This window comes from Klebsiella sp. GW_Kp182 (assembly GCF_040062275.1).
Lineage (GTDB): Bacteria > Pseudomonadota > Gammaproteobacteria > Enterobacterales > Enterobacteriaceae > Klebsiella > Klebsiella michiganensis.
The window spans coordinates 21,515-34,855 of the sequence record NZ_JBEAFQ010000007.1 but is presented as its reverse complement, the minus strand read 5'-3'; the positions used below and the strand labels follow the sequence as shown (position 1 = coordinate 34,855).

Annotated in this window: 9 protein-coding genes; 6 read left to right on the top strand and 3 right to left on the bottom strand. The window is 59.5% G+C overall.

All coding sequences use genetic code 11. The features are described from left to right. Positions 1-2: 2 nt before the first annotated feature. A complete protein-coding gene (locus ABLU88_RS08630; protein WP_348836317.1) occupies positions 3-1,493 on the bottom strand; it encodes an MFS transporter in 1,491 nt (496 codons plus the stop codon). A 118-nt stretch (positions 1,494-1,611) separates the two neighbouring features. Here ABLU88_RS08630 and ABLU88_RS08625 point away from each other — a divergent pair, with 118 nt between their 5' ends. The 6 genes from ABLU88_RS08625 (at position 1,612) to narI (ending at position 10,512) form a co-directional block, all read left to right on the top strand. After that, on the top strand, positions 1,612-2,187 hold the full coding sequence (locus ABLU88_RS08625) for a TetR family transcriptional regulator (RefSeq protein ID WP_049069852.1): 576 nt from the start codon (positions 1,612-1,614) through the stop codon (positions 2,185-2,187). A gap of 189 nt (positions 2,188-2,376) precedes the next feature. Further along, positions 2,377-3,765, top strand: a complete 1,389-nt coding sequence (locus ABLU88_RS08620; protein WP_025108243.1) for a NarK family nitrate/nitrite MFS transporter — start codon at positions 2,377-2,379, stop codon at positions 3,763-3,765. Positions 3,766-3,858: 93 nt separating this feature from the next. Next, a complete protein-coding gene (locus ABLU88_RS08615) occupies positions 3,859-7,599 on the top strand; it encodes a nitrate reductase subunit alpha (RefSeq protein ID WP_348836315.1) in 3,741 nt (1,246 codons plus the stop codon). Further along, a complete protein-coding gene (narH, locus tag ABLU88_RS08610) occupies positions 7,596-9,140 on the top strand; it encodes a nitrate reductase subunit beta (protein ID WP_004101903.1) in 1,545 nt (514 codons plus the stop codon). The genes ABLU88_RS08615 and narH overlap by 4 nt, the downstream gene beginning before the upstream one ends. After that, complete coding sequence (gene narW / locus ABLU88_RS08605) at positions 9,140-9,835, top strand: nitrate reductase molybdenum cofactor assembly chaperone (protein ID WP_014229273.1); 696 nt, start codon at positions 9,140-9,142, stop codon at positions 9,833-9,835. Before narH ends, narW begins: the two co-directional genes overlap by 1 nt. Continuing rightward, on the top strand, positions 9,832-10,512 hold the full coding sequence (gene narI, locus ABLU88_RS08600) for a respiratory nitrate reductase subunit gamma (RefSeq protein WP_014838419.1): 681 nt from the start codon (positions 9,832-9,834) through the stop codon (positions 10,510-10,512). Before narW ends, narI begins: the two co-directional genes overlap by 4 nt. Positions 10,513-10,660: 148 nt before the next feature. Here the strand turns inward: narI and nhoA are convergent, their stop codons facing one another. Beyond that, entirely contained in the window at positions 10,661-11,506 is an 846-nt protein-coding gene (nhoA, locus tag ABLU88_RS08595; RefSeq protein WP_032693479.1) for an N-hydroxyarylamine O-acetyltransferase, read from the bottom strand. 76 nt (positions 11,507-11,582) lie between these two features. Further along, positions 11,583-13,238 carry an iron ABC transporter permease gene (locus ABLU88_RS08590; RefSeq protein ID WP_348836311.1) on the bottom strand — a complete coding sequence of 552 codons (1,656 nt, stop codon included), beginning with the start codon at positions 13,236-13,238 and terminating at the stop codon, positions 11,583-11,585. Positions 13,239-13,341 lie beyond the last annotated feature (103 nt).

Sequence of the window (13,341 nt, the reverse complement as noted above, 5' to 3'; positions counted from 1 at the left end):
GGTTAATTCAGCTCAGGCGCTTTTGCCAGACTACGCCAGATGCCGGCCGCCAGCAGCAGAAGCAGGACGCCAGCCGTCGCCAGCACGATGCTGTGCGAATGAATAAACGCCGCCTTCGCCGCTTCAAGCAGGCTTTGCGCCGGTATGGCGGGCAGCGACTGCGCCAGCTTAATCGCCTCGCTGATGGAGGACGACGCCTGCTCCGCCGCCGCGCCCTCAATTCCACCCGGCAGAACAATTGACGAGGCGTAGCTGCGGGTCAGGATCAGGCCAAACAGGGCAATCCCCAGTCCCGCGCCCAGCTCATAGGCCATGGTTTCGATGGCCCCTGCCGCCGCCGCTTTTTCCTTCGGCGCGGCGGCCATGATCGCCGAGCTGGAGGCCAACAGCGCGCTGGCGACGCTGAAGCCCAGCAGCGTCATCAGTCCCCAGGCCTGCCACTGCTGAGTACTGAAATCGGTCATCGACAGGCCGAGGAAGCTCAGGGCGCTGAGCAGCATTCCGCCGGTGGCGACCTCGCGCAGCCCCAGCCGCGATACCAGCATGCCGGCAATGGGCCCGCTGAAACCGCTCGCCACCATCACCGGCAGCATAAACAGCCCGGCTTCAAAAGGCGTTTTGCTGTGCACAAACTGCAGCTCCTGGGCCATCAGCAGTTCAAAACCCACCAGCGTAATCAGCGCGGTCATCGCCATCATCACGCCGCTTAAAATAATGCGATGGGTAAACAGGCGCATATCGACCATGGGACGCGATGCCGAGAGCTGTTTGCGCACGAACCAGAACAGCATCGCGGCGCCAGATAGTGCCACCAGCCCGGTTAACCACAGCGCCATTTGCCCTTTGAGCGCCGTTTTGGCACTAAAGACCAGCATCAAAATGGCGGCGATCAGGATCAGCGCCTGGAATAGATTAAGCGGCTGCTCGCGCCGCGCGGGCTGACGCGGCACCACTTTGGCATTAATCGCTATCACCAGCAGGACGATCGGCACGTTGATCAGGAAAACCGATCCCCAGTAAAAATGCTCCAGCAGCATGCCGCCAACCAGCGGACCGAACGCCGCGCCGCCGGAACCGACAGCTGCCCACAGACCAAGCGCCATATTACGCTGGTGCGCCTGCGAAAAGGTGCTGCGGATCCCGGCCAGGGTCGCAGGCACGATCATTGCCGCCCCCACCGCCAGCAGCGCGCGGGATGCAATCAGCGTCTCTGCCGTGGGCGAAAACGCCGCCGCCAGCGACGCGGTGCCAAAAATACCGCTGCCGAGCAGCAGCAGCCGTTTAAAGCCAATTTTATCGCCCAATGCGCCCATAGGCAGCACCATACCGGCCATTACCAGCGAATAAATATCAATAATCCACAGCAGCTCGTTACCGCTGGTCCCCAGCGCTACGCTGAGCGTTGGCGCAGCCACATGGAGAACAGTGGCGTCAATCGCCACCGGAATATAAACCAACAAAATCGCCATCAGCGTCAACCATTGCCGAGACATACTACTTTCCCTCAACATTAAAACTGGACAAGCGTCCAGGAAACGGATCCTGCCGGATTGTTGAACGAGTGTCCAACTTTTTGTTACTATCGCCAAAAAAACCGGGGTCACTAACGTTATGGGCTACTTAAATCGCGATGCGCGTCGGGAAGTTATTGTGCTGGCAGCCATGCGCGTGGCGCTTCGGGGCGGGTTTAGCGCTATGACCGTCCGCCAGATTGCCGCCGAAGCCGGCGTCTCCGCCGGTCAGCTGCACCACCATTTCACCTCCGCGGGCGAGCTAAAAGCCCATGCCTTCATACGGTTGATCCGCGAAATGATGGATATGCCGCTGGTCGCCGACGACGCCACGTGGCGTGAACGCCTGTTTTCTATGGTGGGCAGCGACGACGGCAGGCTTGAGCCATACATTCGCCTGTGGCGCGAAGCGCAGCTGCTGGCCGATAGCGACAGCGATATCAAGGGGGCCTATCTGCTCACCATGAACATGTGGCATGAAGAGACCCTGAAGATCATCCGCCAGGGAACCGCTGCCGGTGAGTTTAAGCCAAGGGACGATATGGAAAGCATTGCCTGGCGGCTCATTGCTCTCGTCTGCGGCCTCGACGGTATTTATGCGCTGGGAATGCAGGAAATAGATGATGCCGCCTTCAATCGGCATATCAATTATTCTATCTCGATGGAACTTTTTTAATTTTAAGTTACATTTAGTAACAAATAATCCTGAGCTAATATTCGCGCGTCTTCTTTCGGCGCGCTTTTCTTATCTATTCTTCATTTATTACAACAGATACATCCCCATCCCTGATTTTATTTCTTTTATTAATTTGCTGTTTTACCAGTTTATTCTTTTTTGACGGGTTACTGTTCATTCGAGGGCAATATGCTGAGCAAAAATGAGAAAAAGAATCATTATCTTTTAAAAGAGTGGAAACCAGAAAATGCGGCGTTTTGGGAGAATAAGGGAAAGCAAATAGCGCGCAGAAATCTTTGCATTTCCGTAGGTTGTTTGCTACTCGCCTTTTGCGTCTGGATGCTATTCAGCGCCGTCGCCGTCAATCTCAATAAAGTCGGATTTAATTTCACCACCGATCAGCTCTTTTTATTAACCGCTCTACCCTCGCTTTCCGGCGCAATATTACGCGTCCCCTACTCCTTTATGGTACCTATATTTGGCGGGCGCTACTGGACGGTATTAAGCACGATTATTCTGGTGGTGCCCTGTATCTGGCTGGGTATCGCCATTCAAAACCCCGCTACTCCATTTTGGGTATTTATCACCATTGCCCTGCTGTGCGGTTTTGCCGGTGCGAACTTTGCTTCCAGCATGGGAAATATCAGTTTTTTCTTTCCCAAAGCGAAACAGGGCAGCGCGCTGGGTATCAACGGCGGCCTCGGCAATCTCGGCGTCAGCGTGATGCAGATGATCGCGCCGGCGGCGATTTTTCTGCCCATCTTCGCTTTTCTTGGCATCCATGGCGTGCCTCAGGAGGATGGCTCTCTTCTCGCGCTGAGCAACGCCGCCCTCGTCTGGGTTCCGCTGCTGGTGATAGCCACCTTCGCCGCCTGGGTAGGAATGAACGACATCGCCAGCTCAAAGGCTTCGATTCGCGAGCAACTGCCGGTGCTGAAACGCCCGCATATGTGGCTGCTGAGCCTGCTCTATCTGGCCACCTTTGGCTCGTTTATCGGCTTCTCCGCCGGTTTCGCCATGCTGGCGAAAACGCAGTTCCCTGATGTTAACATCCTTAAGCTGGCCTTCTTCGGGCCGTTTATCGGCGCGCTGGCGCGTTCTTTCGGCGGGATTATATCCGACCGTCTCGGCGGCGTACGGGTCACGCTGGTGAACTTTGTGCTGATGGCGCTGTTCACCGGCCTGCTGTTTCTCACCCTCCCCGGCAGCGGCTCAGGCAGTTTTCTCGCCTTTTACGTGGTGTTTATGGGGCTGTTCCTGACCGCCGGTCTCGGCAGCGGTTCCACCTTCCAGATGATCGCCGTGATCTTTCGCCAAATCACCCTCGACAGCGTGAAGAAACGCGGCGGCAGCGACGAACAGGCCCAGCACGAAGCGGTGACCGACACCGCGGCGGCGCTCGGCTTTATCTCCGCCATCGGCGCGATTGGTGGCTTCTTTATCCCTAAAGCCTTCGGTACCTCGCTGGCGATGACCGGCTCCCCGGTCGGGGCGATGAAGGTCTTCCTGGTTTTCTACGTGGTTTGCGTGCTGGTGACCTGGCTGGTCTACGGCCGTCGTAAACCGGCAAAACAATAACGGCATATTCATCGGGTGGCGGCTGACGCCCTATCCGGCCTGGGGATCGTACGGTCTTATCAGGCCGGACATTATCGGAGCAGGAGGAAGGTCATGAGTAAACTACTGGATCGCTTTCGCTACTTTAAGCAGAAAGGCGAGAGCTTTGCCAACGGCCACGGTCAGGTGTACAACACCAACCGCGACTGGGAAGACAGCTACCGTCAGCGCTGGCAGTTCGACAAAATCGTCCGCTCAACGCACGGCGTGAACTGCACAGGCTCCTGCAGCTGGAAAATTTACGTCAAAAACGGGCTGGTCACCTGGGAAACTCAGCAAACGGACTACCCCCGCACCCGCCCGGACCTGCCCAACCACGAACCCCGCGGCTGCCCGCGCGGCGCAAGCTACTCCTGGTACCTCTACAGCGCTAACCGCCTGAAGTATCCGCTGGCGCGCAAGCGGCTGATTGCCCTATGGCGCGAAGCGCTGGCTCAGCACCCGGACCCGGTGCAGGCGTGGGACAGCATCATGCAGGACCCGGTCAAAACCCTCAGCTACAAGCAGGTACGCGGCAAAGGCGGGTTTATCCGTTCAAGCTGGAAGGAGCTGAACCAGCTGATTGCCGCCGCTAACGTCTGGACCATCAAAAACTACGGCCCGGACCGCGTGGCGGGCTTTTCGCCGATCCCGGCGATGTCGATGGTCTCTTACGCCGCCGGCACCCGGTATCTGTCGCTGCTCGGCGGCACCTGCCTGAGCTTCTACGACTGGTACTGCGACCTTCCCCCCGCCTCGCCAATGACCTGGGGCGAGCAGACCGACGTTCCCGAGTCCGCCGACTGGTACAACTCCAGCTATATTATCGCCTGGGGCTCCAACGTCCCGCAGACCCGAACCCCGGACGCCCACTTCTTTACGGAAGTGCGCTACAAGGGCACCAAAACCATCGCGATTACCCCGGACTTTTCGGAGGTAGCCAAGCTCAGCGACCAGTGGCTGGCGCCGAAACAGGGTACCGACAGCGCGCTGGCCATGGCGATGGGCCACGCGATCCTCAAAACGTTTCACCTTGATAACCCGAGCGATTATTTCCTCAACTACTGCCGCACCTACACCGATATGCCGATGCTGGTGATGCTTGAGCGTCGCGAGGAGGGTTTCTACGTTCCCGGCAGGATGGTCCGCGCCGCCGATCTGGTTGACGGGCTGGGCGAAAGCAATAACCCGGAGTGGAAAACCGTCGCCTATAACAGCGCTGGTGAACTGGTGGCGCCCAACGGTTCGATTGGCTTCCGCTGGGGAGAGAAAGGCAAATGGAACCTTGAACAGCAGGCCGCCGGGCAAGCCATTGAACTCAAACTATCGCTGCTGGATAGCCTTGACGACGTGGTGACGGTGGGCTTTCCCTACTTCGGCGGCAACGAAAACCCGCACTTTCGCAGCATCAAGCAGGATCCGGTGACGCTGCATCAGCTGCCGGTTAAGCAGCTCCCGCTGGCCAACGGTGAATCCGGCCTGGTGGTTAGCGTCTACGATCTGATTCTCGCCAACTACGGACTCGATCGCGGTTTAGACGATCCCAACGCCGCGCAGGACTTCAGTGAGATGAAAGCCTATACCCCGGCGTGGGCCGAACAGATTACCGGCGTCCCGCGCCAGCACATCGAGCAGATCGCCCGTGAATTTGCCGATACCGCGCATAAAACCCACGGACGGTCGATGATTATCCTCGGCGCCGGCGTCAACCACTGGTACCACATGGATATGAACTACCGGGGGATGATCAATATGCTGGTGTTCTGCGGCTGCGTCGGCCAGAGCGGCGGCGGCTGGTCGCACTATGTCGGCCAGGAGAAGCTGCGTCCGCAAACCGGCTGGCTGCCGCTGGCGTTCGCCCTTGACTGGAATCGTCCGCCGCGCCAGATGAACAGCACCTCCTTTTTTTACAATCACGCCAGCCAGTGGCGCTATGAAAAGCTGACCGCCCGGGAGCTGCTGTCGCCGCTGGCCGATGCCAGCCAATTCAGCGGCCATCTGATCGACTTTAACGTTCGCGCCGAGCGCATGGGCTGGCTGCCCTCCGCGCCGCAGCTGGGCGTCAACCCGCTGACCATCAAGGCGCAGGCCGCCGCGGCCGGACTGACTCCCGCCGACTACACCGCCCGGGCGCTGAAGTCCGGCGAGATCCGCTTCGCCTGCGAACAGCCGGATAACGGCAAAAATCATCCGCGTAATCTGTTTATCTGGCGCTCCAACCTGCTGGGCTCTTCCGGCAAGGGCCACGAGTATATGCTCAAATATCTGCTGGGCACCGACAGCGGTATTCAGGGCGATGAGCTGGGCGCCAGCGATGACGTGAAGCCCGAAGAGGTGGAGTGGCAGACCGCGGCCATCGAAGGCAAGCTCGACCTGCTGGTGACGCTCGATTTCCGCATGTCCAGTACCTGCCTGTTCTCCGATATCGTTCTGCCGACCGCCACCTGGTATGAAAAAGACGATATGAACACCTCGGATATGCATCCGTTTATCCACCCGCTCTCCGCCGCCGTTGACCCGGCTTGGGAGGCGAAAAGCGACTGGGAAATTTACAAAGATATCGCCAAAACCTTCTCCGAGGTCTGCGTCGGCCACCTCGATAAAGAGACCGACGTTGTGCTGGTGCCGCTGCAGCACGACTCCCCGGCGGAGCTGTCGCAGCCCTTCGACGTGCTGGACTGGCGGAAAGGGGAATGCGAGCTGACGCCGGGTAAAACCGCGCCGTCGATTGCCGTCGTTGAGCGCGATTATCCGGCGACGTATGAGCGCTTTACCTCCCTCGGGCCACTGCTCGACAAACTGGGCAACGGCGGTAAAGGCATCACCTGGAACACCCAGAACGAGGTCGACTTCCTCGGCAAGCTTAACTACGTCAAGCTGGACGGCCCGGCCAAAGGTCGCCCGCGCATCGACAGCGCCATTGACGCCTCGGAAGTGATCCTCGCCCTCGCCCCGGAAACCAATGGCCAGGTGGCGGTCAAAGCCTGGCAAGCGCTCGGCGAGTTTACCGGCCGCGAGCATACGCACCTGGCGCTGAATAAAGAGGATGAAAAAATTCGCTTCCGCGATATTCAGGCCCAGCCGCGCAAAATTATCTCCAGCCCGACCTGGTCCGGCCTCGAGAGCGAGCATGTTTCCTACAACGCCGGCTATACCAACGTCCACGAGCTGATCCCCTGGCGTACCCTTTCCGGCCGCCAGCAGCTGTATCAGGATCACCCCTGGATGCGCGCCTTTGGCGAAAGCCTGGTGGTTTATCGTCCGCCCATTGACACCCGCAGCGTCAGCCAGATGAAAGCGATTCCGCCTAACGGCTTCCCGGAAAAAGCGCTCAATTTCCTGACGCCGCACCAGAAATGGGGCATCCACTCCACCTACAGCGAAAACCTGCTGATGCTGACCCTGTCGCGCGGCGGGCCGATCGTGTGGATCAGCGAAACCGACGCTCGCGAGCTGGGTATTGAAGATAATGACTGGATCGAGGCCTTCAACGCCAACGGCGCGCTCACCGCCCGCGCGGTGGTCAGCCAGCGCGTACCGCCGGGGATGACCATGATGTACCACGCGCAGGAGCGCCTGATGAATATTCCGGGCTCGGAAGTCACCGGACGGCGCGGCGGGATCCATAACTCGGTCACCCGCGTGTGCCCGAAACCGACCCATATGATTGGCGGCTACGCCCAGCTGGCTTACGGTTTCAACTACTACGGCACCGTCGGCTCCAACCGCGACGAGTTCATCATGATCCGCAAAATGAAAAATATTGACTGGCTGGATGACGAAGGTCGCGATGGGGTACAGGAGGCGAAAAAATGAAAATACGTTCACAGGTCGGTATGGTTCTCAATCTCGATAAATGCATCGGCTGCCACACCTGCTCCGTCACCTGTAAAAACGTCTGGACCGGACGCGAAGGGATGGAATACGCCTGGTTTAACAACGTCGAAACCAAACCGGGCATTGGCTATCCGAAAAACTGGGAAGATCAGGAGGTGTGGGAAGGCGGCTGGGTGCGCGATGTTAATGGCAAAATACGCCCGCGTCTGGGCGGCAAAATGGGCGTCATCACCAAAATTTTCGCCAATCCGGTGATACCGCAGATCGACGACTACTATGAACCCTTTACCTTTGATTACCAGCATCTGCACAACGCGCCGGAGGGAAAACACCTGCCCACCGCCCGTCCGCGTTCGCTTATCGACGGCAAGCGGATGGATAAAATCATCTGGGGCCCCAACTGGGAAGAGCTGCTCGGCGGCGAGTTTGAAAAGCGCGCCCGCGACCGAAACTTCGACAAGATTCAGAAGGAGATGTACGGCCAGTTTGAAAATACCTTCATGATGTATCTGCCGCGCCTGTGCGAGCACTGCCTGAACCCGAGCTGCGTCGCCACCTGCCCCAGCGGCGCCATCTACAAGCGTGAAGAAGACGGCATCGTGCTGATCGACCAGGACAAATGCCGCGGCTGGCGTCTGTGCATCAGCGGCTGCCCGTACAAGAAAATCTACTTCAACTGGAAAAGCGGCAAATCGGAGAAGTGCATCTTCTGCTACCCGCGTATCGAGTCCGGACAGCCCACCGTCTGTTCAGAAACCTGCGTGGGACGTATCCGCTACCTCGGCGTGCTGTTGTACGACGCAGACCGCATTGAAGAGGCCGCCAGCACCGAGCGCGAAACCGACCTCTACGAGCGGCAGTGCGAGGTGTTCCTCAACCCCCACGACCCGGCGGTGATTGAAGAAGCGCTGAAACAGGGGATTCCACAAAACGTGATTGATGCCGCCCAGCGCTCGCCGGTGTACAAAATGGCGATGGACTGGAAGCTGGCGCTGCCGCTGCATCCGGAATACCGCACCCTGCCAATGGTCTGGTACGTGCCGCCGCTGTCGCCGATTCAGTCCTACGCCGACGCCGGCGGTCTGCCGAAAAGCGACGGCGTGCTTCCGGCCATCGAAAGCCTGCGTATTCCGGTGCAGTATCTCGCCAATATGCTCAGCGCGGGCGATACCGGCCCGGTACTGCGCGCGCTGAAGCGCATGATGGCGATGCGTCACTACATGCGCTCGCAAACGGTGGAAGGCGTCACCGATACTCGCGCCATCGAGGAGGTGGGCCTGAGCGTTGAGCAGGTCGAGGAGATGTACCGTTATCTGGCGATCGCCAACTACGAGGACCGCTTCGTGATCCCGACCAGCCACCGCGAAATGGCGCGCGACGCCTTCCCCGAGCGCAACGGCTGCGGCTTTACCTTCGGCGACGGCTGCCACGGCTCCGACACCAAATTCAACCTGTTCAACAGTAGCCGCATTGACGCCATCAACATCACCGAAGTACGCGATAAAGCGGAGGGGGAATAATGCAAATCCTCAAAGCGATCGGCCTGCTGATGGAGTATCCGGATGAGTTTCTTTGGCAGTGCAAGGACGAGGTGCTGAGCATGGTGCGTCACGACGCCCCTGTGCTCAACGACTTCGCCGCGGAGATGCTGAATGCCCCGCTGCTGGACAAGCAGGCCGAATGGTGCGAAGTGTTCGACCGGGGCCGCGCCACGTCGCTGCTGCTGTTTGAACACGTGCACGCCGAGTCTCGCGACCGCGGTCAGGCAATGGTCGATCTGCTCGCTCAGTATGAAAAGGCGGGCCTGGTGCTCAACTGTCGCGAGCTTCCCGACCATCTGCCGCTGTATCTGGAATACCTCAGCATCCTGCCGGAAAACGAAGCGCGCGAAGGTCTGCAAAACGTCGCGCCGATTCTGGCGCTGCTGGGCGGGCGGCTGAAGCAGCGCGGTGTCCCCTGGTATCAGCTGTTTGACGCCCTGCTGAGCCTCGGCGGGATCCCGCTATCAAGTGACAGTGTCACGCAGCAGGTCAACAACGAGTCCCGCGATGACACCCGGCAGGCGCTGGATGCGGTCTGGGAAGAAGAACAGGTGAAATTTATCGAAGACAACGCCACGGCCTGTGACAGCTCACCGTTACAGCAATATCAACGACGCTTTAGCCAGGACGTGGCGCCGCAGTACGTCGACGTCAGCGCGGGAGGCCCGAAATGATACAGTATCTGAACGTCTTTTTTTACGACATCTACCCCTACATCTGCGCGACGGTCTTTTTTCTCGGCAGCTGGCTGCGCTATGACTACGGCCAGTACACCTGGCGCGCCTCCTCCAGCCAGATGCTGGATAAACGCGGGATGGTGATCTGGTCGAATCTGTTCCATATCGGCATACTCGGCATTTTCTTTGGCCATCTGTTCGGCATGTTAACGCCGCACTGGATGTATGCCTGGTTTTTACCCATTGCGGTCAAGCAGCAGATGGCGATGGTGCTCGGCGGCGTCTGCGGCGTCCTGACGCTGATTGGCGGCGCCGGTTTGCTCTGGCGTCGTTTGACCAACCAGCGCGTTCGCGCCACCTCGACCGCGCCGGATATCATCATCATGAGCATTCTGCTGATTCAGTGCCTGCTCGGGCTGAGCACCATCCCTTTCTCGGCGCAGTATCCGGACGGCAGTGAAATGATGAAGCTGGTGGGCTGGGCGCAGGGCATCGTCACCTTCCGCGGCGGCTCGTCAGAAATGCTCAGCGGCGTGGCCTTTGTTTTCCGCGTGCATCTGGTGCTGGGGATGACGATTTTCCTGCTGTTCCCGTTCACCCGGCTGGTTCACGTCTGGAGCGCGCCGTTTGAATATTTCACCCGCCGCTACCAGGTGGTACGTTCAAGACGCTGAGCAAAATCCGCAATCATCCCGGGTCGCGGCAAAAACGCCTAACCCGGGCGACAGGAGCGCCCCGTAGCCCGGCTAAGCGTAGCGCAAGCCGGGTAACATCCCCGTTTGACAGTCATCCCTTATCCAGCCAACGGTTCCTGTACGATATTTATTTTCCGGCCTCGGGATGGGTATCAAACGCCGCCATCACCGCCGCCAGCTCCGCTTCGCTAAAGCCGTATTTGGCATCATCCACGCCGAGGCCAAAACGCGTTTGCAGCGCCTCATACAGCGCCGGAACGTCCGCTAAATCGAGCTTTTCGACAACGTGGTTTTTATCCCAATGGGTAAAGTGGAAATTGGTCAGCGTCATTTTGCCGCCGTCCGGCAAGTGGCGGCACATCAGCAGATGATGGCGGAAGTGCGACTGCGGCCAGTGCGCCGACCAGAAGTTGCCCATCACATAGTCGGAAGCGTACTGGCGACCTAAATCAAAATGGTACATCGACTGCCAGTGCCCGTGATGGCTGAACTGCAGCGCCCACTCTTCCCCTTCGTAAATCAGGCGATATTCGCCGTGCGGGGTGGATTGTTCTATATCCGCCAGCAGCTTAATCGGCGCGGTCAAGGTCTGGCCGCCGAAACCAACGTCGGCAATCCAGCGTTCCCCCTCCACCTCCACCAGCAGCAGCCGATGGGTACGCGGCGGCATATGCGGCGGATTGGCCAGCACCACGCGCCCCAGAAGGCTGCGCACGGGAAAGCCGATCTCGCGCAGCGCTCTTTCCAGCAGGCCGTTTTGCTCGAAGCAGTAGCCGCCGCGACGACCGTGAATCAGCTTCTCTTCGAGGGTGCGATCGTCGAGATGTATCTCTCTGGGCAGCAGCACATCCAGATTTTCAAAGGGGATCGCGCCGTTATGGTGAATATGCAGTTCGCGCAGGGTGTGAAGTGAAACGTCCGGGGTGCCCGTCCAGCCCAGACGAGAAAAATAGGCGCTTAAAAAGGGACTCATCAATGCCTCCAGCAATCGGTGTCCGACATTTATAGCCTGTTTTTCTCGCCTGACCAGCTATTTTGTGCGATCGTATTTATCCGCGCGTGCCCCGCTGCATCAGCGCCAGCGCGCAGAGCATCAGCCCCAGACCGGTAAAGAGCGTCAGCGATGCCATTGCCATTCCCTCTCCCGCCGAGCCCTGCTCAAACTGGCGCCAGATAAACACCGAGACGGTTTGCGTCCCGGCCGGCGCAAGCAGCAACGAGGTCACCAGCTCGCGGGAGGCAACGGCGAACACCATCAGCATCGCCGCCAGCAGCGCGGGAAAGACCAGCGGCAGAACGATCAGTCGCAGCGCCTGCAGTGCCGTTGCGCCGTGCACCCGCGCCGCGGGTTCGAGATTATTGCCAAGCTGACGCAGCGCGCTGCTGACGTAGCGCACCGGCCAGGGCAGCAGCAGACAGCAGTAGGAAAGCAGCAGCATAAACCAGGTGTTGTAGGGGGACACCGGCCAGAACGGCTGGTTCCACAGCAGAATCAGCCCGACGCCCACCACCACGCCCGGCAGCGCCGCCGGTAGCAGCGATAGCGCATCAACAAAGGCGCTCCCCTTCATTTTTTGCACCACAACCAGCCAGGCGGCGAGCAGCCCCACCAGGCCGACAACCCCTGCCGAAGCCAGCGCCAGCGAAAGGCTGGTTGCCAGTGCCGACAGCGCGTCGCCCTGCTGAGCAAACAGCGCGGCAAAATGACGAAGGGTAACATTGTCAGCGTGGATACCGCCCGACAGCGTGCTCATCAGGCTGGTCAGCACCATCGACGCGCCCGGCATCACCACCGCCAGCCCCCCGACGCCCGCCATCACTAGCACCGCCGGAAGCGTCAGCCAGCCCAACTCCGCCCCGCTATTCTCTCCCGGCTTGCCGGGGACGCTGGTGACCTCTTTATCGCCAGTCAGCCGTTTTTGCAGCCACCAGGCCAGCAGCGCCACCGCGATCAGCAGCAGCGAAAGCAGCGACGCGCCGGGCAGATCGACAGGCCAGTCGGCGAGCTTTTTCTCAATGCCTACGGTCAGCATGACCAGCCCTGCCCGCGACCCCAGTGCCGCCGGAACGCCGTACTCTTCAATGGCCAGGGTAAACGCCAGCAGCATCCCCGCCGCCAGAGCCGGAGAAAGCATCGGCAGCGTGATGTGCCAGAACGCTCGCCAGGCGCTGGCGCCGTGCACCCGGGCGACAATCGCCAGCCGCTGACCGCTGGCCAACAGGCTGCGCGAGACGGCAAAGTAGACCACCGGAAAGATATTGAGGGTCATCACCAGCACGATCCCGATGCGGCTAAAAAGCAGATCGTTAAGATCCCAGCCAGTCAGCTGCTGGAGGTAGCCATGACTTTGCAGCATCAGCATCCACGACAGCGCGGCAATATAGGGCGGCGTCAGAAACGGGATCAGAAAGAGCAGATCCCACAGCCGCGGCAGCGGGATAGTAAACAATCCCCGCAAGACGCCCAGCGGTAGACCGATGACCACGCTCATCAGCGCCACGCCGCAGGCCACCCACAGGGTACCGCCGAGCATCGTCGGCAGCTGCGGGTCGGCAATCAGCGTTGATACGCCGCTAAACGCGCCGCCCAGCGAACCGGCGCTAAACTGGGGAAAAATTGCCTGGAGGACAATAAACAGCAGCGGCAATGCCACCAGCACCAGCAGCGCCGCCAGCGTGCCCGCTGAAATAAGTCTCTGTTTCACGGTATATTCCTGGATACGATCTTACCCGGCTCGCGCTGCGCTTAGCCGGGCTACGGGTCACAGCCGTCTGCGGTCCGGTAGCCCGGACAGGCGCGCCAGCGCC